Annotated in this window: 23 protein-coding genes; 17 read left to right on the forward strand and 6 right to left on the reverse strand. The window is 65.3% G+C overall.

Features of this window, described 5'->3' with window-relative positions; all coding sequences use genetic code 11:
* The 5 genes from VGZ23_11650 to VGZ23_11670 all read left to right on the forward strand — a co-directional run.
* A partial coding sequence (locus tag VGZ23_11650) for a hypothetical protein (protein ID HEV2358248.1) occupies window positions 1-1,154 on the forward strand: 1,154 nt, incomplete at its 5' end.
* 9 nt (window positions 1,155-1,163) lie between these two features.
* Complete coding sequence (locus tag VGZ23_11655; GenBank protein HEV2358249.1) at window positions 1,164-2,324, forward strand: DUF444 family protein; 1,161 nt, start codon at window positions 1,164-1,166, stop codon at window positions 2,322-2,324.
* 3 nt (window positions 2,325-2,327) lie between these two features.
* Window positions 2,328-3,497, forward strand: a complete 1,170-nt coding sequence (locus tag VGZ23_11660; GenBank protein HEV2358250.1) for a SpoVR family protein — start codon at window positions 2,328-2,330, stop codon at window positions 3,495-3,497.
* A 69-nt stretch (window positions 3,498-3,566) separates the two neighbouring features.
* Window positions 3,567-4,040, forward strand: coding sequence for a DUF402 domain-containing protein (locus tag VGZ23_11665; GenBank protein ID HEV2358251.1), 474 nt, complete (start codon window positions 3,567-3,569; stop codon window positions 4,038-4,040).
* Window positions 4,037-4,849 carry a glucose 1-dehydrogenase gene (locus VGZ23_11670; protein HEV2358252.1) on the forward strand — a complete coding sequence of 271 codons (813 nt, stop codon included), beginning with the start codon at window positions 4,037-4,039 and terminating at the stop codon, window positions 4,847-4,849. Before VGZ23_11665 ends, VGZ23_11670 begins: the two co-directional genes overlap by 4 nt.
* Window positions 4,850-4,852: 3 nt before the next feature.
* On the opposite strand, the gene VGZ23_11675 is transcribed toward VGZ23_11670, so the two are convergent.
* Window positions 4,853-5,338: a bifunctional nuclease family protein gene (locus VGZ23_11675; GenBank protein ID HEV2358253.1), complete on the reverse strand. Its 486-nt coding sequence runs from the start codon at window positions 5,336-5,338 to the stop codon at window positions 4,853-4,855.
* A gap of 208 nt (window positions 5,339-5,546) precedes the next feature.
* On the opposite strand from VGZ23_11675, the gene VGZ23_11680 reads away from it, so the two are divergent.
* Genes VGZ23_11680 through VGZ23_11695 form a run of 4 tightly spaced genes read left to right on the forward strand, consistent with a single transcriptional unit; the run spans window position 5,547 to window position 9,500 of the window.
* Window positions 5,547-6,092, forward strand: a complete 546-nt coding sequence (locus VGZ23_11680; GenBank protein HEV2358254.1) for a C40 family peptidase — start codon at window positions 5,547-5,549, stop codon at window positions 6,090-6,092.
* A gap of 12 nt (window positions 6,093-6,104) precedes the next feature.
* Complete coding sequence (locus VGZ23_11685) at window positions 6,105-7,496, forward strand: Mur ligase family protein (protein HEV2358255.1); 1,392 nt, start codon at window positions 6,105-6,107, stop codon at window positions 7,494-7,496.
* Window positions 7,493-8,242, forward strand: coding sequence for a glutamine amidotransferase (locus VGZ23_11690; GenBank protein ID HEV2358256.1), 750 nt, complete (start codon window positions 7,493-7,495; stop codon window positions 8,240-8,242). The genes VGZ23_11685 and VGZ23_11690 overlap by 4 nt, the downstream gene beginning before the upstream one ends.
* A 7-nt stretch (window positions 8,243-8,249) precedes the next feature.
* Window positions 8,250-9,500, forward strand: coding sequence for an MFS transporter (locus tag VGZ23_11695; protein HEV2358257.1), 1,251 nt, complete (start codon window positions 8,250-8,252; stop codon window positions 9,498-9,500).
* Between the two features lie 25 nt (window positions 9,501-9,525).
* On the opposite strand, the gene VGZ23_11700 is transcribed toward VGZ23_11695, so the two are convergent.
* Window positions 9,526-9,993, reverse strand: coding sequence for a Uma2 family endonuclease (locus tag VGZ23_11700; protein HEV2358258.1), 468 nt, complete (start codon window positions 9,991-9,993; stop codon window positions 9,526-9,528).
* 29 nt (window positions 9,994-10,022) lie between these two features.
* On the opposite strand from VGZ23_11700, the gene VGZ23_11705 reads away from it, so the two are divergent.
* On the forward strand, window positions 10,023-11,219 hold the full coding sequence (locus VGZ23_11705) for an alpha-hydroxy acid oxidase (GenBank protein HEV2358259.1): 1,197 nt from the start codon (window positions 10,023-10,025) through the stop codon (window positions 11,217-11,219).
* A 1-nt stretch (window position 11,220) separates the two neighbouring features.
* Here the strand turns inward: VGZ23_11705 and VGZ23_11710 are convergent, their stop codons facing one another.
* Entirely contained in the window at window positions 11,221-12,273 is a 1,053-nt protein-coding gene (locus VGZ23_11710; GenBank protein ID HEV2358260.1) for an LLM class flavin-dependent oxidoreductase, read from the reverse strand.
* An 81-nt stretch (window positions 12,274-12,354) separates the two neighbouring features.
* On the opposite strand from VGZ23_11710, the gene VGZ23_11715 reads away from it, so the two are divergent.
* The 4 genes from VGZ23_11715 (at window position 12,355) to VGZ23_11730 (ending at window position 16,065) form a co-directional block, all read left to right on the forward strand.
* On the forward strand, window positions 12,355-13,716 hold the full coding sequence (locus VGZ23_11715) for an aminotransferase class V-fold PLP-dependent enzyme (GenBank protein HEV2358261.1): 1,362 nt from the start codon (window positions 12,355-12,357) through the stop codon (window positions 13,714-13,716).
* A 21-nt stretch (window positions 13,717-13,737) separates the two neighbouring features.
* A complete protein-coding gene (locus tag VGZ23_11720; protein HEV2358262.1) occupies window positions 13,738-14,883 on the forward strand; it encodes a permease in 1,146 nt (381 codons plus the stop codon).
* Between the two features lie 112 nt (window positions 14,884-14,995).
* Complete coding sequence (locus VGZ23_11725; protein HEV2358263.1) at window positions 14,996-15,595, forward strand: class I SAM-dependent methyltransferase; 600 nt, start codon at window positions 14,996-14,998, stop codon at window positions 15,593-15,595.
* The gene (locus tag VGZ23_11730; protein ID HEV2358264.1) at window positions 15,592-16,065 is read left to right on the forward strand and encodes a lipocalin-like domain-containing protein; all 474 of its coding nucleotides are present in this window, start codon (window positions 15,592-15,594) and stop codon (window positions 16,063-16,065) included. Before VGZ23_11725 ends, VGZ23_11730 begins: the two co-directional genes overlap by 4 nt.
* Before the next feature lie 67 nt (window positions 16,066-16,132).
* Here VGZ23_11730 and VGZ23_11735 read toward each other — a convergent pair whose 3' ends face one another.
* Together VGZ23_11735 and VGZ23_11740 are read right to left on the reverse strand one after the other, a co-directional pair.
* The gene (locus tag VGZ23_11735; protein HEV2358265.1) at window positions 16,133-16,360 is read right to left on the reverse strand and encodes an amidohydrolase family protein; all 228 of its coding nucleotides are present in this window, start codon (window positions 16,358-16,360) and stop codon (window positions 16,133-16,135) included.
* Between the two features lie 141 nt (window positions 16,361-16,501).
* Window positions 16,502-16,912 carry a VOC family protein gene (locus VGZ23_11740; GenBank protein HEV2358266.1) on the reverse strand — a complete coding sequence of 137 codons (411 nt, stop codon included), beginning with the start codon at window positions 16,910-16,912 and terminating at the stop codon, window positions 16,502-16,504.
* A 561-nt stretch (window positions 16,913-17,473) separates the two neighbouring features.
* Between VGZ23_11740 and VGZ23_11745 the strand changes: the two genes are divergently transcribed.
* On the forward strand, window positions 17,474-20,041 hold the full coding sequence (locus VGZ23_11745) for a tetratricopeptide repeat protein (protein HEV2358267.1): 2,568 nt from the start codon (window positions 17,474-17,476) through the stop codon (window positions 20,039-20,041).
* 1,163 nt (window positions 20,042-21,204) lie between these two features.
* Here VGZ23_11745 and VGZ23_11750 read toward each other — a convergent pair.
* Entirely contained in the window at window positions 21,205-21,828 is a 624-nt protein-coding gene (locus tag VGZ23_11750) for a hypothetical protein (protein ID HEV2358268.1), read from the reverse strand.
* Window positions 21,829-25,430: 3,602 nt separating this feature from the next.
* Between VGZ23_11750 and VGZ23_11755 the strand changes: the two genes are divergently transcribed.
* Both VGZ23_11755 and VGZ23_11760 read left to right on the forward strand, forming a co-directional pair.
* Window positions 25,431-26,171 (forward strand): hypothetical protein, encoded by a 741-nt coding sequence (locus tag VGZ23_11755; GenBank protein HEV2358269.1) that lies wholly within the window; start codon window positions 25,431-25,433, stop codon window positions 26,169-26,171.
* 225 nt (window positions 26,172-26,396) lie between these two features.
* A partial coding sequence (locus tag VGZ23_11760) for a helix-turn-helix domain-containing protein (GenBank protein HEV2358270.1) occupies window positions 26,397-26,986 on the forward strand: 590 nt, incomplete at its 3' end.

Here is a 26,986-nt window from a genome sequence, read left to right on the forward strand (position 1 = left end):
ACACGCCCACCGATCTGCGTCGTGAAGACATCACGAACTTCGTCGGCAACATCAACTTCGCGATGCTGAAGGAGCGCGGCTCGACGTACGACCCGGACGCGTACGACTTCGAAGGCAAGGTCATCTGGGCGAACCGCGGCATTCTCGATTGGACCGAGGTGTTCAAGAGCCGCCGGCAGCTGTTGTCGCTGCTCCTCGAGCTGATCCAGTCGAAGCGGATCGACCTGCCGAACTTCCCGACCGTCCACGTCGACACGGTCGTGATCGGGCACACCAACTACCCGGAGTACAACGTGTTCCTGTCCGAGGACATCATGGAGCCGCTCCGGGGCCGCATCCACAAGGTCGACTTCCCCTACAACGTGGACGTGCCCGGCGAGATCCAGATCTACCGCGACCTGGTGAGCCAGGCGAACCGCATCCGCCACGAGGACAAGCACGTTCCCCAGGACGTCTACGCGCTCGCGGCGACGTACGCGGTCAAGACGCGCGCCGAGTCGCAGGGGCTGCGCGGCCTGTCCCCGCGGTTCTTCGAAGACGCCTTCTCGCTGGCCTACACGGCGGCCCGCGCCTGCGTCGACCTCGACGTGATCACCGAGGCGGTGGAATCGACCTTCGCCCACCAGTCGATCAAGGACCTGAACCAGAAAGATCTCCTGAAGATCTTCGAGGAGACGAAGGTCGAGTTCATCAACAAGAAGGTCGAGCAGCTGGTCGAGAACATCGTGCCGACGCATTTCTACGACTACGGCCAGAACCTCTACCTCAACTACCTCGACGCGGCCTCGCGCAGCGTGCTCGGCGAGACGCTCCCGGACAGCGACAAGGAGCTGCTCGACGAGGTCGAGGGGATTCTCGTGCAAAAGCGGCAGATCAGCCGGCAGGGCCGCGTGGCGTTCGAGAACGTGCTGCTGGAGCGCCGCGACGAGCTGCGCAAGATGAGCTACAAGGACAATGAGCACCTGCGCGGCGCGATCAACGAGATCGTCTTCAACAAGATCAAGAACTGCCTGCGTCTGTACGAGAAGACCGAGGAGATGGACGCGAAGAGCCGCGAGCTCCTCGACGTGCTGCAGCGGAGCGCGATCCAGGACCACGGCTACTGCGAGTCCTGCTCGCGCTCGCTCTTCCGGACGATCGGCCGGAGCTTCTAGGGGCGGGCCATGCGCATTCACCGCGGGCGGATCGCCCAGTACAAGCACGACCAGCTCCTGCGGGAGTACCTCAAGCAGAATCTGAACGAGCTGATCCAGCAGAAGGAGCTGATCATCGACGGCAAGGTCAAGACGCAGATCGCCACCCTCGACCTGCCGACGTTGAAGTTCGGCGAGGAGACGCAGTTTCTCGCCCAGGGCAGCGGCTCGGGCGGGGCCGGCGGGCAGGGCGCCGGCGCGGGCGCGGGGGCGGACCAGGTCCAGGCCCTCGGCGGCCTGCTCGGCGGCGATCATCACGGCAAGGAGCTGCAGGTCGAGCTCGACTTCGACGAGTTCGTGCGGCTGGCCCAGGAAGTGCTGCTCGACGACCTGCGGCTGCCGGCGTTTCACGACCCGGGGCGCGCCGGCGAGGTGGAGGCCCAGGAACAGGTCGAGCTCGACGACCTGGACCGGATCGGCCTCAAGGCCGATCTGAACCTCGAGGAAACGATGCTGCAGAGCCTGCTGCGCAATACGCGGGAGCGGGGGACGCCGGACTACGACGTCGACGTGCGGCAGGACGCCTGGTACTTCACCGAGGACCCGACGACCTTCCAGAACAACCGCTCCGTCGAGGTGTACGTCCTCGACATCTCCGGTTCGATGCGCGGCGAGTATCTGGCCCTGGTGCGCAAGACCATCTTCATCCTCTGGCACTACCTGGAGCGCCGCTACCCCACCAACCTGCGGCGGTACGTGGTGTTCCAGGACGTGGCCGAGGAGAAGACGCGGGACGAGTTCTTCTGCATCGAGTCGAGCGGCGGGACGCACATCAGCACCGGGTTCGAGAAGGCCGTCGCCCTGCTCGATGGCGTCACGGAGTACGACAAGTTCCTCTTCATGTTCACCGACGGCGAGACGAGTTCGGGCGACTTCGATCTGGCCAAGAAGCGGTTCGACGAGTCGCTCGGCGCCTTCGACCTGGTGTGTTACGGCCATGTGAACCCCGGCGGCCGCGGCATCGGCGGGTTCAGCGAGTTCGTCCAGGAGGCCGTCCGGAGCCGGGACGGCGCGATGTTCGCCAACCTCGTCGACCTGGAGACGATCCGCACCGCGATGCGCGACTTCCTCGGCTTCTTCGACTCGCGCGCGGCGCGCCGGCCGCACGCCGCGGCGGCGCGGAGGGACTGAGCCGTGCTGCAGGGTCCGCTCGTCGAGTACGAGGGCGTGATCGGCCGGCTCGAGACGCTGGCCCGCGACCGAGGCCTCGCGTTCGATCCCGTCGTCTTTCAGATGACCGACAGCGACGAGATCGCCGAAGTGGCCAGCATGGGGCTCCCGAACCGCTTCGTCCACTGGTACTGGGGCGGCGTGTACAAGGAGCTCGTCACGCAGCAGAACAAGGACGTGTTCAACATCCTCGAGCTCGTGCTCAACACCGCGCCGTCGCACGCGTTTCTGCGCAGCACCAACTCGTACCTCGAAAACGTGCTGGTCATCGCGCACGTGTTCGGGCACGCGGACTTCTTCGCGAACAACCACTGGTACCAGAAATCCAACAAGAACATGCTGAACGAAGCCGAGCGCCACGCGCGGATGATCCGCGGGTGCGAGCGGCAGTACGGCCGCGAGCGCGTCGAGAAGCTCCTTGACGCCCTGCTCACGGTCGCGACGACGGTCAACGCCTTCGAGCGCAGCCCGAAGGAGCGGCGCCGCCGGCTCATGTACTACCTCGAGGAGCGAGCGCCCCTGGAGGACTTCGAGCGCAGCGTCCTGGAGGCGATCCGCGAGGAGGCCGAGTACTTCGACCTGATTCAGCGCACGCACATCATCAACGAGGGCTGGGCGACCTTCGTCGAGGCGGAGCTGCTGATGCGGCATCTCACGGCGCAGCAGTGGGCCAGCATCTCGGTGCATCTCTGCAACCGGCCGGCGCCCTACACGATCGGATATACGCTTTTCAAGTCGATCCGCGACGAAGACGGCTTTGGCCGCGTGCTCGAGATGCGCCGCTTCTACGAGGACGTCAGCCTGATCGATCAGGCGCTCACGGAAGACCTGGTGCGCCGGCTCGATCTCTTCGTCTACGATCCGAAGGAGAAGCAGAAGAGCTACGATCTTCAGAAGGTCAAAGAGATGCTGATCAACCAGAAGCTCTACAAGGGGGATCCGCGGATCGAAGTCGACCCGTCGTCCTGCGGCCGGGACCTGCTGCTGGTCCACCAGGACGAGGACCGCAAGCTCGAGCCCAAGCGCATCGGCCTGTTCCTGAAGGCGGTCTATACCCTCTGGCGCAACCCGGTGAAGCTCCGCGCGAACGGCAAGGTCTATACGCACGACCGGCGGGGTCTGTCCTCGACGTAGCCCGCCTCCCGCACCGCCGGACGGCCGCCCCCGCGCAGGGAGGGGGCGGACGGGCCCGAACTCAACGCTGTGAACGTTCTCGAGGTCAAGCGCCGCCTCGACGGCAGCGTGCGCACCTATCCGTGCGAGGCCGTCGAGGTCGCCGGGGACCGCGCGGTGCTTCTCTACCGGCTGCCCGGTCCCGGCCGGGTCGCGGATCTCGCGCTGCCCGCCGGCACCGTCACCATGGCCTACTACTGGACCGATCGTCCCTACAACGTCTACCACTGGATTGCCGCCGCCGGCGGCACGCTCGCCTACTACTTCAATCTCAGCGGACCGGTTCGCATCGGGCGCGAGCGCCTGGAGTGGGAGGATCTCGAGGTGGACGTGCTCGTGACACCCGACGGGCGGGTCCGCGTGCTGGACGAAGACGCCGTGCCGGCGGACGCCGCCGGGCGGCTCCCCGAGATCGCCCGCGCGCGGGACCGCGTGCTGGCCGAGTGGCCGGCCGTGACGGCCGACGTCGAGCGGGCGTCCCGGGCGGCGCTTGCGCGGGCATGACCCCGTCTGACGCGGGGTCTGACGCGGGGTCCGACGCCCCGTCTGGCGCGGGGCAGGCGGGGCGAGGGCCACGCCTGCGGGGGCGGGTGGCCCTCGTCACGGGCTCGAGCCGCGGGATCGGCCGCGCGATCGCACAGGCCTTCGCGCGCGAGGGCGCCGCCGTGGTCGTGAACGCCGTCCGCTCCATCGCCGACGCGCGGGCCGTGGCGCAGGCGATCACATCCGGCGGGGGCAGGGCCGTTGCGATCCAGGCGGACGTGGCGCGGGCCGCCGACGCCCGGCGGCTCGTCGCCGAGACCGCCCGCGCGTTCGGCCGTCTCGACGTGCTGGTGAACAACGCCGGGATCACCGACCGCACGCCGTTTCGCGAGATCGATGAGGACACCTGGAACCGGATGATGCAGGTGCACGTCACGGGGCCGTTCTTCGCGGCGCAGGCGGCCGCGGAGCCGATGACGGCGCAGGGCGGCGGCGTGATCATCAACATCGCGTCGATGCGCGGCATCGACCCGGGGACCGGCGCGGTGCACTACAACGTGAGCAAGGCGGCGGTGATCATGCTGACACGGTGTCTGGCCCGCGACCTGGCGCCGCAGGTGCGGGTGAACGCGATCGCGCCCGGCTACACGGAAACGGCGTTCCACGCCGGCCGCACGATCGCCGACCGCCAGGCGATCGCGTCGCGGATTCCGCTCGGACGGTTTGCGCAGCCGGACGAAGTGGCGAAGGCGGCCGTGTTCCTGGCGTCGGACGACGCGTCGTACACCACCGGACACACGCTGGTGCTCTCCGGCGGCGTCGTGCTGTAGCGCCTACGAGTCTTTCAGCTTCTTGGCGAAGTCGGCGGGCTTGACGTTTTCGATGAACCGCTTGAACTCTTCCACTTCGTGCTCGTCGAAGGCCTTCTTGAGCTGGATCGCGGTCGCCGCGACCTTGTCCTCGACGAAGATCGGCGTCGCGGTGCGCAGGGCGATCGCGATGGCGTCGCTGGGCCGCGAGTCGACGACCACCTCGGTGCCGTTGCGCTGCAGATGGATCTCCGCGAAGTAGGTGCCGTTTTGAATGTCCGTGACGACGATCTTGCTGATGCTGACGGTGAGATGGTGCAGCAACTGCTTGATCAGATCGTGGGTCATCGGGCGGGGCATCTGGACGCCCTGCAGCTGAAGCGCGATCGACTGCGCCTCGGAGCCCCCGATCCAGATCGGGAGCGCGAGCGTCTCGGCCTGATCGACCAGCAGCACGACCGGATTCATCTGCTGGTCCATCGCGACCGTTTTGACCTTCATGGTGATCATGCCGTTCCCCTCCGCGGACGACCCCCGACCGGCTCCTTCTCCTTCCGTCGCGGCGGACCCTTCCGAGACCGGACGACGCGGCGCACTCTGTTTATTCCCATGTGCGCCGCGCGCGAGCGCGGCGCGCCGTCCGCTTCACCGCGGGCGCGGTGCCCGCTCCACCGCACCGCGAGCAGGGGGGCGCGGCGCGACACCCGAATAGGGCGACGTGACAAAACGGGGGGGAGCCTTCGCGCTGTTGCTCGGGTTGTGCGCTGCGCCCCACACGGGCGCCGCCCAGGCCGCCGCGGCGCCCGCCGCCATCACCTCGGACGCCGGAGCGGGACGCGCGGTCTGGGACACCGCCCCACCACGCGTGGCCGTGCCCGCGCCGCTGCCGTCGCGGGGCGCCGCGTTCGCCTCACGGATCGCGCGTCAGGCGCTCGCCTACCTGGGCCGGCCGTATCGGTGGTCCGGCCTGGGAGGCCGCGGATTCGATTGCTCGGGTCTCGTTGTCCGGGTGTTCGGCGCGCTCGGCGTCTCGGTGCCGCACTCGTCGTCGGGCCAGTATCAGGCCGGCCGGGCGGTCCCCGCCGCCTCGCTTGGCCCGGGCGATCTCGTGTTCTTCCGCACGTACACCAGCGGTCCGTCGCACGTCGGTATCTACCTGGGGGCCCGCCGGTTCATCCACGCCTCGGTGTCGCGGGGCGTCATCGTGTCGTCGATGGACGACCCGTACTACCGCCGCAGGTTCTTGGGGGCGCGCCGGTACTAAGGCAGTTCGCCCGTGTCGCTCAACGTACGCCTCAGCACGGCGATCGCGCTCGGTAAGACGGCCGCGACGCTCAGCCGCATCCTGCGCCGCGGCGGGGGGACGACGATGCCGGGACGCGTGGCCCGCGCCGTCGAGCCGAACGTGGTCGGGCTCCTCGCCCGCCGGCTGCCCGGCGGCACCGTGCTCGTGGCGGGGACGAACGGGAAGACCACGACGGCGCACCTGCTCGCCCACATCCTGCGGGCCGAGGGACGCCGCCCCGTGCACAACCGCGCGGGCGCGAACCTCGCCGCCGGCATCGCGTCGGCGCTCGTGGAGCACGCGGATCTCGCCGGCGTCCCGGCGGGCGACGTCGGCATCTTCGAGGTCGACGAGGCCACCGTGCCGCGCGTGGTGCCGGCGCTCGCGCCGCGCGTGGCCGTGTTCACCAATCTGTTTCGCGACCAGTTGGACCGCTACGGCGAGATCGACTACATCAGCGGACTGTGGCGGGCGGCGGGCGCCTGGCTTCCGGCGGGGTTCGTGCGCGTCGCCAACGCCGACGATCCGCTCGTGTATGACGCGGTGCGGGAGCTGCCGGGGACGCTCGTGACCTACGGGGTGGACGACGACCGGCACGCGCTGCCGGCGCTCGAGCACACCGCGGAAGCCCGCTACTGCTACCGCTGCGGCACTCCCTACGTCTACGCGGTGACGTACTTCGGCCACATGGGCCGGTACCGGTGTCCGACGTGCGGCGTGGCGCGGCCCAAGCCGGACATCGGCGCCCGCGAGATCGAGCTCGCGGGCCCGGACGGCGCCGCCTTTACGATCGACGCGGGCGTGCGGGGGCGCGCGGCCGTCCGCACCCGGCTGCCCGGGCTGTACAACGTCTACAACGTGCTGGCGGCGGTCTCCGCCGCACTGTGTCTCGAGGTGCCGCTGGCCCGCGCGGCGGCCGCGGTGGGATCGTTTGCGCCGGCGTTCGGGCGCGCGGAGCGGATGACGGTGGATGGGCGCGACGTGCAGATCCTGCTCGTCAAGAATCCCGCCGGATTCAATGAGGTGCTCCGCACGGTGCTGGCGGCCGGTCCGCTTCCGGTGGTCCTGATCGCGATCAACGACCTGATCGCCGACGGGCGCGACGTATCGTGGCTGTGGGACGTGGATTTCGAGATGCTGGCCGGCCGGACCGGCCGGATCGTCGCCGGGGGCCTCCGGGCTGAAGACTTGGCGGTGCGGCTGGAATACGCCGGCATGCCGCGCGAGGCCATCGACGTCGAGCGCTCGTACGACGCGGCGCTCGGGCGTGCACTCGCGCAGGCGACCTCGGGCAGGCTGTTCATCCTGCCTACGTACACGGCCATGCTGGCGATTCGCGCCGTGCTCGAACAGCGCGGCGTCGTGCGGAGGTTCTGGCAGTGACCGCCGTCCTGCGGATCTGTCATCTCTATCCGGACCTCCTCAACCTCTACGGGGACCGTGGCAACATCATGGTGCTCGTGGGCCGCGCGCGCCGCCGCGGCATCGAGGCCGTCGTCCGGGACGCCGGACTCGGCGACGAGATCCGGCCCGGCGACGCGGACCTGTTCTTTATCGGTGGCGGGGAGGATCGCCAGCAGCGCATCGCCGTCGGCGATCTGGTCGGCCCCAAGCGTGGCCCGCTCGAAGACGCCGTCGCGGACGGGGCGGTGATGCTGGCGGTGTGCGGCGGGTATCAGCTCGTCGGGAAATACTACCGGCCGGCGGAGGGCGACGATCTTCCCGGGCTCGGCCTGCTCGATCTCTGGACGGAGCACGCCGGCCCTCAGGTCCCGCGGCTTATCGGCAATCTCGTCATTCAGCCCGACGGTGGTGAGCCGCCGCTCGTCGGGTTTGAGAACCACGGCGGCCGTACGTTCCTCGGCCCGGGCGCCCGCCCGCTCGGCCGCGTCGTGGTCGGCTACGGCAACAATGGGACGGACCACACCGAAGGCGCGGTGTCGCGCCGGGTCTACGGGACGTACCTGCACGGACCGCTGCTGCCCAAGAACCCCGCGTTCGCGGACCGGCTGATTCGCGAGGCGCTGAGCCGGCGGTTCCCCGAGGTCGCGCTCGCGCCGTTGCCGGACGTGCTGGAGGCGCGGGCCCGCGAGGCGATGCTGACCCGCCTGGGGGCCGGGACTGCCTGACCCCGCGGTGAGCCGGACGCCCGCACCGGACGGGCCCGGTGCGTCGAGTCGCTCGGCGGCGAGCATCGCCGCGGTGATGGGGCTCGCGGAGTTGGGCTTCGCCACCATCATTCCGCTGCTGCCGCTCTACCTCAAGGAGCGCCTCGGCGCCAGCGTCACGCTCGTCGGCCTCGTCGTGGCGGCGTTTGCGACCGTCGACACATCGCTCAAGACGGTCTGGGGCGGCCTCGCGGACCGCGTGGGCCGCCGTCCGGTCATCGTCGGTGGTCTCCTCGTCGCCACGGCGGCGCCTTTGCTGATGGCGCTGATCCGCGTCCCGGCGCTGTTCGTGCCGCTGCGCATAATCGACGGCGCCGGCAGCGCTGCGGTGTGGCCGTGCGCGGCGGCCGCGATCGCCGAGCGCGCCGGAACGGCGCGGCGGGCCGCCGGCATGGGCATGCTCAACACGTTCTTTCTCGCGGGGCTCGCGCTCGGGCCGAGCCTTGGCCTGTTCGTGGCCGCCGCCGTGGGGAATTACCGCGCCGGATTTTTTCTCGCCGCCGCGCTGCTGCTCGCCGCCGCCGGCATGGCATCAGCGGTCTTCGCCTCCGGCGAGCGGAGAAGCGTGGTGGCGGGTGGGTCGGGTGTGCGCGGCGCCCCCGCGGCGGTGTTGTCGCCGCCCGCCATGATCGCGGCCGTGCGGTCGTCGCCGGTATTGCCCGCGATGCTCGCGGTCGCGTTTGTGCAGATGTTCGGCGTGGGGCTGCTCGCGCCGATTCTGGTGATCTACGCCCACGAGGTCGTGGGGCTTAGCGATCGATCGTTGGGCATCGTGTTTCTCGTGCTGGTGCTGGCCGTGGCTGCGGCGTCCGTTCCGGGAGGCCGTCTCGCCGATCGCGCCGGGCGCCCGCGCGCCGTCGCGTGGGGCATGGTGATGGCGAGCGCCGGCATGTGGCTCGTGCCGGCCGCCGGACGCGGCAACGTCATCGTGCTCGGCGCGGCGGCCGTCCTGCTCGGCGGGAGTTACGCGGTCTCATCGCCCGCGTGGCTGGCCTTAATGAGTGAAGCGGCTCCGGCGGGCCGAACCGGTCTCGTCATGGGAGCGTCGGAGACGGCGCAGGGCGCGGGGCTCATTGTCGGCCCCGTGCTCGGCGGCTTCTTCTACGACCGCCTCGGGCCGGGGGCGCCGTTCGTGGCGAGCGCGGTGCTGCTGACTGCCGGCGCCGCGTTGGCCATTGTGACGCTGCGGCGGCGCGAAAGAGGCAGGTCCGGCCGCTAGACCCGCGTGTCCCCCTCCGCGCCGGCTACGGCAGGAGGGACGCCACCTCGATCCGGGCCTCGGGCCTGGCAAGAGGGCCGGCCGTGTCGCCCGGCCGGAGAACGGCGCGCCGTTCGTAGCCGGCGGGACCCGGGTTGGTACAGACCTCGAGGATGCGCTCCGGGGGCGCGATGATCCAATATTCCGGGATGCCGGCCCGCGCATACAGCCGCGCCTTCCGGCGACGGTCGAGGTCGATGGACGTATCCGCGACCTCGACGGCGAGCACGACGTCTGCCGCCGCGGGATGCGCATCACGATAGTCCAGCCGCCGTCCCTTGACGACGGCAACGTCCGGCTCCGGCTCCGAATCATCGCCGATCCTGATGGGTTGTTGCGCGCGCACATGGAAGGCCGTTCCCTGGAACGCCGCGTGCAGGATGTCCTGGACGAGACCGACGGCGGTCGCGTGCGGTGCGCCGGGAGGGGCTCGCCTTCCCAGCGTGGTAACCAAGGCGCACCAGAAGTTGGGGGGTCCATGATATGGCCAACGTGTCCCGTGCCGTCAACATCGCCGATCTTCGCCTGATGGCGAAGCGGCGGCTGCCCAAGCCGATCTTCGACTACGTCGACGGCGGGGCCGAAGACGAAGTCACCATGCGGGAGAACAGGCGCGCATTCGAAGAGGTCACGTTCCGGCCGCGTCAGGGCGTCGCCGTCCCGGAGGTGGATCTCCGCGTGCGGGTGCTCGGTCAGGACCTCGCACTGCCCGTGCTGCTGGCGCCGGTCGGGTACTGCCGCATGTTTCACCCGCAGGGGGAAGTCGCCGCGGCGCGCGCGGCTGGCAACGCCGGGGTCGCGTACATCCTATCCACCGCGTCGGGTCACCGCCTGGAGGACGTCAAGGCGGCGACCAAAGGGCCCGCGTGGTTCCAGTTGTACCTCACGGGCGGCCGCGAAGCCGCGACCGATGCCATCGTCCGGGCCCGCGCCGCGGGGTACTCCGCCCTGGTCATCACGACCGACACGTACGTGATCGGCATGCGCGAGCGCGACCATCACAACGCCACGTCCGTCCTGCTCGGGGACAGCGCGCTCGCGAAACTCCCGCATCTCCCGGGCATCCTCGCGCATCCCGGATGGCTCATCGACTTCCTGCTGGATGGCGGCGTGCACCGGCTCCCCAATATCGTGATCCCCGGCGAGGGGCCGATGGGGCTCCGCGACGTCGGCAGCCTCATCCGCACGTCGTTCACGTGGGAGGACCTCGCCTGGATCCGGGAGATCTGGCCCGGCCCGATCGTCTTCAAGGGCGCACTCACCGCCGACGACGCGCGGCGCGCCGTCGATGAGGGCGCGGCGGCCATCGTCGTCTCGAATCACGGCGGACGGCAGCTGGAATCATCTCCTGCGACCCTACGGGTGCTGCCGGAGATCGTCGACGCGGTGAACGGCCGGGTGGAGGTCATGCTCGACGGCGGGATCCGCCGGGGCACCGATGTCATCAAGGCCATCTGTCTCGGCGCCCGCGCGGTGCTGATCGGTCGCGCGTACGCCTACGGGCTCGGGGCCGCGGGGGAGGCCGGCGTCGCGCGCGTGATCGAGATTCTCCGCGCCGATCTCGTGCGGACGCTCCAGTTGCTGGGGTGCGCGTCGATCTCTGCGCTGGACGGGTCCTACGTCAACGTCCCCGCCGGGGCGCCCGTCGAGCGGCTCATGGCCGCCGGACGCAGGGGCTGAGTCAGGCCTGCGGCGCGGCCGAGACGTCCCGCGGGGCCAGGTGAAACGCTTCGGCCAGCAGTTCATACGACCGCACCCGTGCGCCGTGGTCGTGCGTGATTGTCAGGATCATCAGCTCGTCGACCGCGAGGTCGGCCGCAATGCGAGTGAGCCGCCCATGCACCTGGTCCGGCGCCCCGACGACGTACCGCGGCCACTCTCCGCGCTCAGGCGGCATCGGATCGGGCCCGGAGCCCAACTGCGCGAGTGCCTCTTCCGGAGTGGGGATGGCACCCGGCGCGACGCCCTGGGCACGGAGAAGCCGCCGCAGCCTCACGCTTGCGGCCAACCGGGTGGCTTCGGCCTCGGTGGCGGCGCAAACGGCGCCGACCGCGAGAATCGTCCGGCGCGTCCCTTCGGCCGCATGCGTCCGATAATACTCGATCGCCTCCCGGGTCGGCTCGGGATTGATGAAGTGCGCGAACGCGTACGGCAGGCTCAATTCGGCCGCCGCATGCGCGCTCCACGGACTGGACCCGAGGAGCCAGACCTCGGGGCCGCCCGGCATGTCCGGGGTGACCAGGATCCGCGCGAACGGATGTCCGGCCGGGAAGCCGCGCCGCAGAAACGCGAGGAGTTCCACCAGCTGCTCGGGAAAGTCGTCGACCCACTCGCGCCGGCCGCCCCGCTCCGCGTAGACGGAGTCCCGGTCGCGGCGTAGGGCGTAGGCTTCGAGCGGGGCGCTGCCGGGGGCGCGGCCGATCCCGAGATCGATCCGGCCGGGATACAGCGCGTGCAGCACCCGGAACGCCTCCGTGACCTTCAACGGACTGTAGTGGGGCAGCAGGACGCCGCCGGATCCGACCCGGATGCCGGAGGTCTCCGCGGCCACCCGCGCGATGAGTACCTCCGGCGCAGGACTCGCGAACCCGGGCGTCGCGTGGTGCTCGGCGATCCAATACCGCGCGTAGCCGAGCGCGTCGGCGCGCCGCGCGAGGTCGATCGTGTTGCGCAGCGCCTCCGCGGGCGTCGAGCCCGACGGCACGGGCGATTGATCGATGATGGAGAGTCTCACCGGCGAACGTAACGACGTGTGCCACCAAGGAATTCCCGTATCCTGGTGACGCGGCGTCTCTAACACAAAGGGGGGAGCGGGATGTCGGAAACCACCGCCGTTCTACAGGACGCCGCAACGAGATCCCTGCGCTACCTGAGCGAGATTCGTGAGCGACGCGTGGCGCCGCTGCCGGAGCAGGTCGAGCGGCTGAAGGCGCTGGCCGGCCCGCTGCCGGCCGGGTCCGCGGACCCATCCGCCGTGCTTGCGATCCTGGACGAAATCGGCTCTCCGGCGACCATGGCGTCTGCGGGGGGACGGTACTTCGGGTTTGTGATCGGCGGCGCGCTGCCGGTGACGCTCGCCGCGAACTGGCTGGCCGGCGCGTGGGACCAAAACGCCGGCCTCGTGGTCTCGTCCCCCGTGGCCGCGGCCCTGGAGGCGACCGCCCTTCGGTGGCTCGTCGACGCGCTTTCCTTGCCGCCCGACACGGGCGGGGGCTTTGTCACGGGGGCCACGATGGCGAACTTCACCGCGCTGGCCGCGGCGCGGCACGCCGTTCTGGCCGCGCACGGTTGGGATGTGGAAGCCTCGGGGCTCTTCGACGCGCCTGCGATCACGGTAGTCGTCGGTCAGGAGGTGCACGTCAGCCTCCTCAAGGCGCTGACGATGCTGGGGCTGGGCCGCGATCGGGTGGTCCGCGTTCCCGTCGACGAACAGGGACGGATGCGGGCCGACGGGCTTCCGCCGATCGCCGGACCGGCCATCGTGTGTGTCCAGACCGGGAACGTGAACAGCGGCGCGTTCGATCCCGTCCAGCCCATCTGCGCGGCCGCCCACGGCGCGGGGGCGTGGGTCCACGTGGACGGGGCCTTCGGACTCTGGGCCGCGGCCGCACCCGAGCGGTCGCACCTGATCCGCGGCGTCGACGAGGCGGATTCCTGGGCGCTCGACGCGCACAAGTGGCTCAACGTCCCGTACGACAGCGGCGTGGCCTTCGTCCGGCGCCCGGAGGATTTGCGGGCGGCCATGGCCGCGTCGGCCGCCTACCTCGCGGAAACCGGGGAGCGAGAGCCGTACCAGTACACTCCCGAGATGTCCCGGCGGGCGCGCGGGGTCGAGATTTGGGCGGCGCTGCGCGCGCTCGGACGGACGGGCCTGGCGGACCTGATCGAACGGACGTGCCGGCACGCTTCGCGCTTCGCGGCCGGCCTGCGCGGCGCCGGGTACGCCGTTCTCAATGACGTCGTGCTCAACCAGGTGCTGGTCTCGTTCGGCAGCGACGACACGACCCGCCAGGTCATCGACGGAGTACAGTCCGACGGCACCTGTTGGTGCGGAGGCACCGTCTGGCAGGGGCGCGCGGCCATGCGCCTCAGCGTGTCCTCATGGGCCACGACGGACGATGATATCGACCGCAGTCTGGCGGCGGTGCTCCGAGTGGCGCGCGGCGCGCCGGCCTGACGGCGCGTCGCAACCCACGGCATCCCCGCGATGATCGCCGCCCTTCTCCACGCCCTCGGCGTGGCCTTCGCCATGCTCTGGGAGATCCTGTGGCCGCTCATTCTCGGCTTCGCGCTGTCCGCCGCGGTGCAGGCGTTCGTCTCGAAACGGCAGATGGTCGCGTTGCTGGGCAACGATTCCCCGCGCAGCATCACGCTGGCGAGCCTGTTCGGCTTCGCGTCGTCGTCGTGTTCCTACGCGGCCGTCGCGCTGGCCCGGTCGCTGTTCCGCCGAGGGGCGGACTTCACCGCCTCGATTGTCTTCCAGTTTGCTTCGACGAATCTCGTAATCGAGCTCGGGATCATCATGGCGGTCCTGCTTGGGTGGCAATTTACCGCGGCCGAGTTCATCGGCGGTCCGCTCATGATCGTCATGCTGTGGCTGGTCTTTCGCGCCACTCTGCGCCGGCCGCTCGTGGATGACGCCCGCCGCCAGGCGAACGCCGGGCTGGTGGGGCGGATGGAAGGACACGCCCGGATGGACATGGCGGTGGTGGACGGCCGCCCGCTGTTGGCCCGCCTCGTCTCGCCGGAAGGGTTCACGGCCGTCAGCCACTACTTCGTCATGGACTGGGCCGCCGTGTGGATGGATGTTTTCGGAGGGCTCCTGATCGCGGGGGCGATCGCGGCGTGGGCGCCGGACGCCGCGTGGCGGACGTTCTTCCTGGTCGGCTATCCGGTCGGCAACCTCATCTGGAGCCCGCTCGTTGCGCCGCTCGTGGCGATCGTTTCATTCGTCTGCTCGGTTGGCAACGTGCCCCTCGCCGCGGTCCTCTGGAACGGCGGCGTCAGCTTCGGCGGCGTGGTGGCGTTCATTTTCGCCGACCTGATCATCCTGCCGATTCTCGACATCTACCGCAAGTACTACGGCCGGCGCATGGCCCTGTACTTGCTCGCCACGTCCTACGCCGTCATGGCGGCCGCCGGGCTGGCGGTCGAACTTCTCTTTCGCGCCGCGGGCCTGATACCGTCTGCGCGCCGCGCGATCGTCATCGAAGCGCATCTCGCCTGGAACTACACCTCGGTCCTGAACATCCTGTTCCTGGCGCTGGCGGCGGTCCTGGTCTGGCGCTTCGTGCGCACCGGCGGCGCCGACATGCTGCGGATGATGAATGAGCCGGCAGGATAACATGGATACAAACGATCCCTACGCGTCAGCGACTGTCTGGGACCGCTGTCACACGGTGGGTAGGGAGTTGAACCCGCAGGGGTGGTGGGTGCCTGGTTTGGTGCCCTTTCTCATGACCGCTGGGGCGCGCACGGTGCTTGACGTGGGATGCGGCACCGGGGGGGACGCGGTGAGCCTGGCACAGAAAGGGCTCCACGTCACGGGAATGGATTACTCGCAGGCCGCCCTCGCCCGCGCACGGGCCAAAGCCGCAGCGGCCAATGTCGTGGTTGAGTTCCATCAGGGCGATATGGCTCTGCCATTCCCTTTTGTCGATGAAGGCTTCGACGCCGTCATGAGCAATGTGGCGCTGCATATGTTCGACGATCAGACGACGCGGCGGATCATTGGTGAGATGCGTCGCGTGGTGAGGTCGAGTGGATTGCTGCTGCTCCATGTCAACTCAACGGAAGATATGCCCTACCGCGAGACGCTGCTCGGGCGTCGCCGCGTACAAACCTTGGGCCCCAACTTCTACCGTGAGGAGAATGGACAGACTATGCATTTCTTCAGCGAGCAGTATTGCCGTGATGTCTTGGCTGACTGGGCCATCGCGGATCTCACGCATCTGCGTCTGCGTGATGATGCCGGCGCTACGTTCAAGTGTATCTGGCGATGTGTCGCGCAGAAGCCGGCCGCCCCGGCGGGGAGGGATGGAGGGGCCGGAGCATGAGTCTCCCTGCTCCTGCAACAGAGGCCGATGAACTCATCGGTGCCTGGAAGCTCGTGTCATGGCAGGTGATCGCCGAAAACGAGCCACCGCGAGACGTTTTTGGAGCGCACCCCAAGGGGTTCCTGATTCTGACGCGCGAAGGGCGCAGCATCGTGGTGACGACCGCCGAAAGCCGTCGCGCGGGAATGGGCGACGCCGAACGGGCTGCGCTGCATAAATCAATGCTCGCGTACAGTGGCAAGTACCGCGTCGAAGGCAATACCTTCATCATCATCGTCGATGTCTCGTGGAATGAGGAGTGGAATGGCACCGAACAGCGGCGTCTTTTTCGAGTCGAAGGCGACAAGCTCTTCATCGAGTCGGTGCCGGCGCAGAGTATCGTGTCTCCCGATAGGATCGACTTTCGCAGGATCGTCTGGGAACGAGAGGGAGCAGCGCGTGCGGGTCGGCTCCGCGCTGATCCAAAGTGAAATGGGAAAGTGCGCGACGAATAGTCGCGATTTCAACGCGGAACACCGCACTTGTCTCCTGCGCCGGTTACATCCGAAGAAGGCGCTCGGCGGTCCCGTGAGCGATCCGCTCTTTGTCGGCCGGGCTGACCGGAAGTCGTTCCAGGAAGGTGCGAGCTTCCGCTATCGAGAGAAAGGGATAGTCAGCGGAGAACAGGATTCGATCGGCTCCAACCTCCAGCAATAAGTTGAGAAACGTCACGGGATAGGTCCAACCACTGAGCGTGTAGGAGATGTCCTCGCGGAGATTTCGCATTTGGCGACCCTTTTGCCGGCGAGGCTAGCTCTAGCTATAGCTAGGAGCCCGGTCGGGTAATCCATGCCATCCAAGAAACGCTTGGAATCACGCGTCTTCTGATAGGGGTGCACGGGCCTCGCTCTTGGATCGCGGCCAGCGCTATTTCTCGTCTCGCATCCATGGCGTGAAGGTGATCCCTACCAATATTCCTTCCGGCCCGATGAAACGACTGACAGTCTGGCCCCACGGCTCCTTCTTGTTCTTGACTAGCATTCGATAACCTCGTGATTCAAGCTCGGCCGTGGCCTCTTCGACATTGTCAACCTCAAACTCAATCCAGGCTTGCGGGATCGGAACATCGCTCGGCCAAGAATCCTTGCCGTAGCAAGACTGAGATGCCTCAGAGAGTGGCCACAGGGCGAAACTCTTTGCGCCTTTCAGAACCTCCGTATGAAGGTAACCACCCTTCTCCTCCTTGAAGGGAATACCGAAGGTCTGGCCGTACAGCCTGCGGCTTGCCGCCGCTTCACGGACGATCGGGCCAAAGCCCGCAATGAACAAGACTTCCATGGCGTCTCCTCCACCACGTTTCTGAGTTCCATGTGTACAAGCCCAACTCCCGCCCCGCGGCTCACACGCGAGCGGCACCTACCCGCTGTCCCTCTCCGCCGGGTGGCATTGTCATCCGCGCCCGCGCCGGCCCTGCTCGGTTCCGCATGTCCGGCGGCGCGGGCGAGTCGTGCGCGCTGCACGAGATGGGGGTCAGGAGCGGGGGAGAGAGTGCCCACGCGTCACATGCGGCACCACGTGTTACGCACTCACACCTCCCGGCCAGGGTCGGCGCGATCACGCGGGTGTCGAGTAGGGGCCTCTTCCCCTCTACCGCCGCCGTCCGTTGACGGGATAGGAGATAAGAGCCTCTGGAACGCCCTCGAAACGTCTCGTTTTATGGTCTGATATCACTACATTTGAATGTGCGGATGGGCAACAACCGGCGGCTCGGAGAAGGCCGTAGATCGCTCGCGCAGTCGTCCATCCATTCAAAGGCCGAGGCCCGAAGGTTCACGCTCTCGACACAACGAACCGGGACCCTTGTCAGCGGCAGCGATCTTCTGTCATGGAGGCTGACGAATGGTTCGTCGGCCAAGGAAGCGAGTCGCGAGGCGACGAGTACGCAGTCGGCCGACGCGGTCCACTCGGCAACAGAGTAGCCTAGTCCCGTCTCTTCCGACGCGTCTCCACAACCTCCCCACCCAACTCACCACCTTCATCGGACGCGAGCGGGAAATCGCAGAGATCAGGTGTCTGCTCGGCACGACACGTCTGCTTACGCTGACCGGCTCAGGGGGATGCGGCAAGACCCGGCTGGCCTTGCAAGTCGCGGCCGATCTGCTAGACGAATTCCCCGATGGTGTCCGGATGGTGGATTTTGCACCGCTCTCCATCCCAGCGCTTGTTCCCCAAGCAGTTGCAGCTGCGCTGGAGGTTTCAGAGCAACCCAAGAGAAGTCTCCAGGATACTCTGGCGGACTCTCTGCGTTGCAGGACGTTTCTCCTCTTATTGGATAATTGCGAACACGTCCTCACCTCGTGTGCCAACCTTGCACTGGCGCTCCTGAGAGACTGTTCGGATCTACGAATCTTGACGACCAGTCGAGAACCATTGGGCATCGCCGGCGAGATCCGATGGACGGTACCTGCGCTCTCGCTGCCCGATTCCGGGTGTCCGCAGGCCGGACAGGACCTGACGAAGTATGAAGCCGTGCGCCTCTTCCGCGATCGCGCCGTCGCCGTACGTCCTGCGTTTGCCATTACGGACAGCAACGCGCGCATTGTTGCGAGTCTTTGTGGCCAACTGGACGGCATTCCGCTAGCGATCGAGATGGCGGCGGCGTGGGTGAGAGTCTTAACGGTGGAGGAGATTCTCAACCGGCTCTCCGACCGGTTTCACCTGCTGAGGAGCGCCGGCCGCGCCACACTGTCACGCCACCAAACCCTGAAAATGGCGATGGATTGGAGTTACGAGTCACTGCCAGAGCCGGAACGTCTTCTCCTATCTCGACTCTCGGTGTTTGCCGGTGGGTGGACGCTGGACGCGGCGGAAACCATCTGTTCGGGAACGGGCGTGCAACGAGTCACCATCCTCAGTCTGTTGACACACTTGGTGGACACGTCGCTGGTGGTGGCGGAGACCGGCGGTGGCGCAGCACGCTATCGACTCTTGGAGACCGTCCGTCAGTACGGCCGTGGCCGGCTCATGGAATCTGGAGACGCAGCCGAAGTGCAGAGACGACACTACGACTGGTACTTGAATTTGGCGGACCGGGCGAATGCAGCGCTACGCGGATCGCAGCAAGTCACGTGGTTGGAGCGGCTGGAGAGCGAACACGATAATCTACGAGCCGCGCTTGAATGGAGCAAGATGGATGGTCGAGCACAAATGTGGTTGCGGCTGGCCGCAGCGCTGCATCAGTTCTGGTTCATGCGCGGTTACTTTTCCGAAGGACGTGAGTGGTTGGACGGTGCGTTGTCGGTCGATCAAGCGTCACGGGTGCCGGCGCGGGCGTGGGCGCTCTGTGGGGCGGGGATGTTTGCCTGGCGGCTGGGCGACGTCAAGGGTAGAACACTGCTTCAACAAAGCCTCGCCCTGTTCGAAGAATTGAAGGACCAGCGAGGTGCTGCATATGTCCTCCATCATCTGGCCCACGTGATGGAAGGCCAGGATGACTTCGGCGGGGCGATGGAAATGCTTGAACGGAGCGTAGCTCTGTTCAAGGAGGTCGAAGACAACTGGGGCGTCGGCTGGTCCCTCCTCTGCCTCGGGGATTCGATGCTCCTCCAGGGCAATGACGATCGTGGAGCAGCGTTCCTCGAACAAAGCCTGTTGCTCTGCCGGGATGTGGGAAGCCCACATACACTCGCGTATGTGCTCGCCAGTCTTGGAAAGATAGCGGATAGGCGAAGAGACTATGAGCGGGCCACTGCGCTGCTCGAGGAAAGCTACACCATGGCGCGGCAGGTGGGGGACAAGTATCATATCCCCAGCCTTTTGTGCGACCTCGCCTCAGTGTCGCTCGCTCAGGGGCACACTGAACGCGCACTCGCACTGTATAAGGAAAGTGTTACCCTGCGGCGAGAAGTCGGAGACAAACCGGGCCTTGTGGTTTCTCTTGAAGGCCTGGCAGGTGTGGCGTCTGCGCTGGGGGATCACGGAAGGGCTGCGCGGTTGTTCGGGGCCGCCGAAGCGCTCCGTGGCCCCGGTCTTAAGCGTTGGCCCGCGGATCCAATCGACCGGGATCGGCGTTTGGCTGCCACACGAACGGCACTGGGTGAGACATCTTTTAACGCCGCCGAGGCGGAAGGCCGAATGATGAGTCTCGAGACGATCATTGAATACGCACGGTCCGTGCCCGAGGCGCGCCGGGCAAACAACGTCGACTACGTAAAGCCCGCACCTGGGAAGCGAGCCGGTCTCCTTGCGCCTCGAGAACGGGAGGTTGCGGTTCTGATCGCAGACGGAAAGACCAATCGAGAAATCGCAGCTAGGCTGTCGATCGCAGAGAGCACTGCTGAGACCCACGTGCAGCATATCCTTAACAAACTAGGGTTCAACTCTCGGGCGCAGATTGCCGCCTGGGCTGGCGCGCACGGATTGCGCCCCCCCTCATCGTCTCCTTCCATCTTGCGATCCGATCGTTAGCATCAGGTCGCTCAACCAAGAATCCATACTCCTTTACAGGATCTCCGGGATGGCATAACTTTCGGGCTCCCGTAGGCTTGGGAAAAGCCGAAAGGGGGGGCCCGCTCAATGCGCGCTGTCTTGGGTTTCATACTTGTGCTGCTGGTTTCGGTTCCCGCAGGTGCCACACACTCTGCTGATCATGATCCAACGCTCATCGTGCCGAGTCAGCGCATCGGCTCAGCGTATCTTGGTATGAATAGGCCAATGATTGATGAGATCAACCGCAACTCGCTATGCCCAGTCTTCGCTACCTATGATGCATCGGGGCGTTCGACGTGGCTTGAGACAAATTGGGGCGGAGGGTGCCTAGTCTCCGATGAGATTCAAGCCGGTCTGCCCTTCGGACCGGCGTTGCGCGCGTTCGGGAAACCAAACCGAATTGCGGAGGACGCACGGTATCCTGATGCAACGGCGGTTTGGGTTGAGTACCACGATCGGGGAATCGCTTTTCGTGTCTTGGGATCGCGTTCAGGCACGATCATTCAAGCTATCGCGGTATTTCCCAAAGTGGCCGCTTGCATATTCGCGAATTGCATGCGCGGGAGATAGCAAGTATATCACGCTTCCACCCTGGCGATTAGCTCCCGGTTGATCGCGACCAGCCCGGCGAGGTTTTCGTCGCGGGCCAAGAGCTCCGTCTCAAACGAGTGCACCCGGGACGTCAGCGCGGCCCCGCGCTCCCAAAGCTGCTCCGACCCGATCAGCCGAAACGTCGGTCATGAGCGAGGCGCTCGGCGTCCGTTGACATCCTCGTATCCCGCCAGTCGGTGGAAGACGAATTGCCAGACCAGATCGACGAGTCGCCGACGGCAAACGGGCTTGCGTGTGAGGACCGGCCAGCACGGAGAAGGACGAACGGCGGGGCCAAGGCCACCGCCGGACATCCGGCGGAGGAGTTACTTCCTCGTCGGGCTCGTGCACCGGCACGGCGGGGCCTGGGCTTCCAGCAGGAGAACCTGGCGTTCGATCAGGCGTATCAGATCGGCCACCTGTCGGAGGATGGCGATCCCTTAGACTAGGGCGTTATCCGCGAGGCCGATGAGCGCTGCGTCCCTTTCCCGCACCCGAGAAGTTGCATCAACGGGCGATTCACGCAACCTTCAGGACGGTGCCAAATGGCCCTACCTTGCCTTTCCAAACACACATCGGTTATCTTGATTCGACCAGTACGCTGTAAGGGCACCTCGCGAGAATGGAATCGGTTGCGTACGGAAAGTAGCGTAGGGGGCTGGCTCACAGATATCCGCGATTTCACCGGCGTTCGCCCCCTTGCCGGCGTCAATCCAACCGGAACCGAAAAGATTCGTGAGAGCCTCAACGATCTCATGGGTGAGTCCGATGGTGAGAAATCCGAGTGTCCCATTGACGATGGTGCGGCGCAGTATCCGGGTGAAATTGATTGCGCACAAACTTGGAACCACCGTAAAGGGAACTGCCGCGGCGCCCTCCGTACTGCCGTGGTATGCATAAAGATTTCGATACCGAGGATCATCTCCGCAGAGATACGCTGGTCTCGCCGCATTTCGAATTGTTGACGGCGGTAGGAACATATTCACCACGTTGCCGGGCTTCTGTCCGTTTGTTACCTGGCAGTCTACAAACTGTGCGATCGCTAGTCTTTCAAGCCGCGATGGTGCCATCGATCCGCAGGCAGGGGCGGGTTCAACGCTGCCTGCGTAGGTTACGGCTTCAACGCCGTACTGCGCCAGAGCGGCGAAGTATCCACTTTGGACGAGCGCCTGCATAAATGAATCAATCTGTGCTCGGCGTTAATAGAGGGTCATCGACATGCGTGTCCCAAGCGGCGTCCCAATAATTGTTCACCAGCCGCGCGTTTGGCACGACGATCGCTAAGCCGGACGAGTGCGGGGTCACCCGGGCCGCAGCACCGTCAGTGTGCGGGGCCCAATTTAGAATGACGAGTAGTAGCAGCCAGCCGCACACCGATGCGCGCGTCACTTGTGTCGTTCCAGTTCATAAAAGAGCAACACCTCGCTCAGTCCCCCTCAGACTAGTCGGCCTTAGCCAAGATCGCTTATTGCTCCACGTAACCTTTGCAAAGTTCCTTACCTTCGGCGCGTACCATACAATAAAATCTGCGCAGCCTCCAAGCGTGAGGTCGCATTCGTGACCGGGGAATGGAATTGGTCAAGAGTCCCCCGGGGCCGTGACAACCTTCGGTCGCACCATGAAGTAGCACAACTGCGGGGAAAGGCCCGTCCCCCTGAGGGCGCCCAGATAACCGACTATCGCCATAACCGGCGTTAGCCCCTCCGCACTTTGAAACCTCACTCGGCCGGCGGGCCCCGCAGCCAGACCGGGATTTGGAGTTGCCATACCGATGCTCAGTATCAGGATCGTGGCACTGCGAAGGACGATCCTAATCATCCGGCCTTCCTCCCCCGACGCGCGATAGCGGAAAGATCAGCGACCGAGAAATCAGCGGGACGACAATGTGGGCAGCGAAGGCGTCAATTAACAACAAATGTACGATCTAGCGACCCGTCTTCCAGCCAGTCACAGTAAAGCTCCTGCTACTCGCGAATCTCGTGGGGCAGACCAGTTACCATAGGATAGTGCAAACATGCAAATGTCGTGATGGCTAGGCATAGGAACGAGACGGTTCGATGGCGTTTCGGAGGCCCTTATCTCCTATCCCCGCCGTCCGTTGACGCGGTAGAGGGGAAGCGGGGCATACTCCGTACCCTGCGTCCCCCCTGGTCCCTCCCGTCTGCGCCGCCACGCCCCCTTCCGCGTGACGCGAGTGACGCATGTGACGCGTCACTCCCTATTCTCTCCCCCGTGATCCCCCCTGCCATGCGGCGGCGCAAACACGTATCACGCGCTGGGCCGTGCGATACAAGGGCTGGCGCACGGCGGGTGTGGAGTGCGCGCGCGCGAGACTGTGAAGGCCGAGGCGCGGCGCGGATCTCGGGGTGGCGATTGTGCGCGGGGTGTGCGCGGGCACCGGCGGAGCCTTGGAGCCGCTGATGGAGTGATAGTCAGCCATCCCTTGTAATTGCCACCCGGCGCGGGGGCCGGGCGCGCGAACGCCACCTCGCGCGGGCGGGGTTGGAGCTCGGCCCGGCGACCAGAGGGGCGACGAGGGCCGCGGGTGTGCGCCCCGGTCGGGCGGGCTCGAGCAGGGCGACTCGCGGGCCCGGCGCCAGAAGGGCCGGGCGGGGCGGAACCCGGCTTTATTAAGGGGGGTTTCCGCAGCTCGACGCGCGGGGGCCGGGGGTCTCGCTATCCCCGGCGCGTGGAGGGGGCGGGAGGGGGCTTATTTGTGAGCCGTCTAACGAACGGCCGACAAGGGCACGAACCCATGGCCCGAACCTCCATGGTTGGCGATTCGATGCACGGAGGGCCGTGTGGTATTTTCAATAAGCCGGGTTTCGTGCTGGATGACGGCCTGCGCCGCATGCGTCGTTGTGGTTTTCATTTTCGGGAGCCCTCCGATAACCCAGGCGGACACAACAGATCCCACGTTTTATGGTGGCGACTTGGAGAGTGCTGTGTTTGTTCAATGGACCGAAGTCATGCTGATTGCTCTTGAGAGTGATGGCGGCGTGTATGTGCAACAGCGGGGCTGGGCCTAGGTGCGGTTGCCCACGTCATTCAGAAACAAGCTTCTTGAACAAATGACAGGAAGGCTGATTTTCAAGCTTCCCTCGATCAATCGCGACGGCGATGTAATCCCGGACGATGCGGGCGCATGAAGAAGCCTTGCGCTTAGCGACCGGGCTGCCGGGCTACGCATCGTTCATCCGCCGCGGACGGATGCCTCACCCGCGGCACCTGGAGGCGCTGCGTTCGCTGGTCGGCGAGCACGGAGCCTATGATGAATCTTGAAGGGCAAGAGGCAAGGTCCATTTCCAACAGTCTTCATACAGGAGGCCGCTACCGAACATCCTGGAGTGACGTCCTCCCGGGCAACAACTAGCGAGTCGCAGGAACGGCAAACGCCAAAACTGATAAGATTACCTAGGTCATGTTTGAAGCAAGGATGAGTGGGTAATGTAGTTCTGATTTTTTCAAGAACCGCCTTATGATCCTGACCGCGGTTGAAAATAACGAGTGCCGTCTTAGTATCTCTCCAACTTGTGTACCCCAACACCTGGTCAGCGGCTTCCATGAGTTCCTTGGGGCCGTGCCAAAACTTGCATTCAGCGATGAAGACGTTCTTGTCCTCAATGCGAATTAGGATGTCGGTTTTCCCCGCGGCGTTAAAGGTTTCGCCAGTGGCCCGCCCTTCATAGTGTCCGTTAAGCTGTACCAGGATGTGATCTCTAAGCGATGGTTCGTCCATGCCCGCAAAGGCGCGCGGGCTCCGCTCCATTACATGAACCACTCTCTCGATCACCGTTAGGATGAAGTCGTATTCTTCATCAGCAAGAACAGGTTCGGGTCTAAGTGCCAAGCTTATGGCCAGCGTGTTCCTTGGGCGCCCGGGAATGAAATGTGTGATAGATGCGGGGCCGAAATGAAGAAAATAGACTGGGCTGTGGATGACCCCCAACACCCATTCAGACAGATTACAAACCTAATAGCCCGCGCACTTCAGAAATTAGCGTGAATCCCGCACGCGCGACGGTAGGCGTGTTTCAAATCAATACACTCTGTCCTGTGGTGAAATTTCCCGCCACCCGCACGTGGCTTCATTGACGCCGATCGCTCCGCACGCGTCAAACTCATAGAGCCCGCCTACGGTAAGGCCAGTAAGATGAACGCGGCGCGTGTAATATGGGTACGCTTGCTTCCAACATCCATACTCGGAGCACCGAGTCGTTGGATAGTACGTCACAGCCCACAGCCAGAGGTCGTGGGCGGCGTTCACGTAAATCCGGCACCAAGAACCTGGGAACAAGGTATTCTGCCTAAAGATGCTCGACGAGGCGACGTCGCAGGCGACCGTCTCGTCCTTGGGCCGATTCTCCTCACCCCCGAAGAAGGCGCGGGGCCCGTGTGGTGAGATAATAAAGAGCGCGCGACCCTGGCTAAAGTTCACCAGATAGACTGTAACCGTGCCCGGCGGGGGAGGTGTCGGCTGGTCGACTCCAGTTTGCGCCGACGCGGCTGTGGTACCGAGAACGAGAAAACAAATAATTAGCCAGGATCGTTTCACATGCCTTCTCCTCTTTTTTCGGTTCTCGCAACGCTTATACACGCCGCGGACTCATCATCAGACATCCGACAACTCGAAGGACGATCCGGCCCCTAGGCGCCGACACAAATGGAGGGACACTCAGAGGAGATCGCTCCTTTCGATTCACGGCACGGACAGCGCAATGAACCCCCGCGTGCACCTCCCACGAGTGCACGCAACGGCGTATCATGTAGTTTTGAGATGGCGAGAATTGACTACTTCGCGGCCGGGATCGACTCGTTTGAATTGTCGCTGGAACACCTGCGTCGCGAGACGGATCGTGACCTTCGCGCTGCGATACTTCTTGGTTTTCACGGTTTTGTCTGCCTCCTTAAGGCGGCAGCAGTCCGACATGATGTTTCCGTTCGAGAAGGATCTGATTCTGTTAAGGTTCCCAAACTCGTGAATGCCTTAAAGATGAAGGGCTGGTTATCTAAACAGGACGGTAAAGCTCTTTTTGTATTGAATCGGGTGCGTAACGCTTTGGAACACGAGGAAGCAGAATACGATCGAGTGGAATTTCAGGCGGCAATTCACGGCGTGCTTCCAATCATTGAACGTGTCGTGCGGGAGCACGCCGGCATTGACCTCCAGGACGAACTCGACAGGGCGTCCTGGGACATTTTGATGGGGATCGAGACATTCTTCGAGCATCGAAGAGACGTGCTGGACAATGCGGTTGAACGAGTGCTTTCGGAAGAGGTTGGAGGGGGCAAAGATCGCCTCATCGCTAACGCCCAAGCTGCCCGCTGCATAGAATGTGATGCCGAGGGGCTACCGTGGCAGGGCACCGAACACGAGGAAGTGAGGTGCCGACTTTGCGGCGAGGTAAACACAGTAGTCACGTGCGAGTGGTGCGGCGGCCCAGTTTCTATCACGTCTGACGAGGAGCCGCCATACCATCACGATGAGTGCCTACAGATCCGCTTCGAGCGTTTCTAAACAACAGTAGTTCCCTTGGCCCCATTTACAGCCGCCTCCCCCGGGTGGCATTGTCTCCGCGCCCCGCGCTGGCCGCGCGGCGTCCCGCGGTCGACGCGCTTGAGCGTCGCACGGGGATCGTAAGAAAGAGTCGAGACGAAGTACGCCGAAATCCCCACCACGACGTGAGTTTGGACATCAGCGTTTGGGGAGACGCGTGATGACCACGCTAAATATTGTGGGGCGATGAGTGGCACCCTGACGATCGGCGACTTCGCTCGCGCGACGCACCTCAGCGTCAAGGCGCTCCGCTATTACCACAGCGTGGGAGTGCTTAAGCCCGCCGCCATCGACCCCGCGACGGGGTATCGGCGCTATCGGACCGACCAGATTGCCGTCGCGCAAATCATCCGGCGCTTTCGCAGCCTCGACATGCCGATCGAAGATATTCAATCCATTCTCGCCGCCCCGGACGTCGCCATCCGCAGCCAGGTCATCGCGACGCATTTGAGCCGGCTCGAGGAGTTGCTCGAACGAACGCATCGGGCCACGGCTTCGCTGCGCGATCTCCTCCAAGCACAGGCTGCGCCACCGCTAACTGACCTAGCCCACGCCAGCATGCCGGCGGCTTCAGCGGCAGCGATCACCGAAACCATCTACATCCGGGACGCCGAGGCTTGGTATCAAGGCGCTCTCGCTGAGCTCCGTGCCTCGCTCGACCGCCAAGGCGTTCGAGCTTCGGGTCCGGCTGGCGGAATCTATTCAAACGACATCTTCGCCGAGGAAAGCGGCGAGGCCACGGTCTTTCTTCCCTGCAATGTCACCTTTCGCTCAAC

The sequence above is a fragment of the bacterium genome (assembly GCA_035945995.1).
Taxonomy (GTDB): Bacteria; Sysuimicrobiota; Sysuimicrobiia; order Sysuimicrobiales; family Segetimicrobiaceae; genus DASSJF01.

Coding starts and splice junctions, on each gene's coding strand:
- VGZ23_11715 (HEV2358261.1), top strand. CDS start 12,355: ATGTCGGAAACCACCGCCGTTCTACAGGACGCCGCAACGAGATCCCTG.
- VGZ23_11670 (HEV2358252.1), top strand. CDS start 4,037: ATGACCCCGTCTGACGCGGGGTCTGACGCGGGGTCCGACGCCCCGTCT.
- VGZ23_11735 (HEV2358265.1), bottom strand. CDS start 16,360: ATGCGAAATCTCCGCGAGGACATCTCCTACACGCTCAGTGGTTGGACC.
- VGZ23_11655 (HEV2358249.1), top strand. CDS start 1,164: ATGCGCATTCACCGCGGGCGGATCGCCCAGTACAAGCACGACCAGCTC.
- VGZ23_11750 (HEV2358268.1), bottom strand. CDS start 21,828: ATGCAGGCGCTCGTCCAAAGTGGATACTTCGCCGCTCTGGCGCAGTAC.
- VGZ23_11705 (HEV2358259.1), top strand. CDS start 10,023: ATGGCCAACGTGTCCCGTGCCGTCAACATCGCCGATCTTCGCCTGATG.
- VGZ23_11730 (HEV2358264.1), top strand. CDS start 15,592: ATGAGTCTCCCTGCTCCTGCAACAGAGGCCGATGAACTCATCGGTGCC.
- VGZ23_11725 (HEV2358263.1), top strand. CDS start 14,996: ATGACCGCTGGGGCGCGCACGGTGCTTGACGTGGGATGCGGCACCGGG.
- VGZ23_11745 (HEV2358267.1), top strand. CDS start 17,474: ATGGTTCGTCGGCCAAGGAAGCGAGTCGCGAGGCGACGAGTACGCAGT.
- VGZ23_11740 (HEV2358266.1), bottom strand. CDS start 16,912: ATGGAAGTCTTGTTCATTGCGGGCTTTGGCCCGATCGTCCGTGAAGCG.
- VGZ23_11755 (HEV2358269.1), top strand. CDS start 25,431: ATGGCGAGAATTGACTACTTCGCGGCCGGGATCGACTCGTTTGAATTG.
- VGZ23_11675 (HEV2358253.1), bottom strand. CDS start 5,338: ATGATCACCATGAAGGTCAAAACGGTCGCGATGGACCAGCAGATGAAT.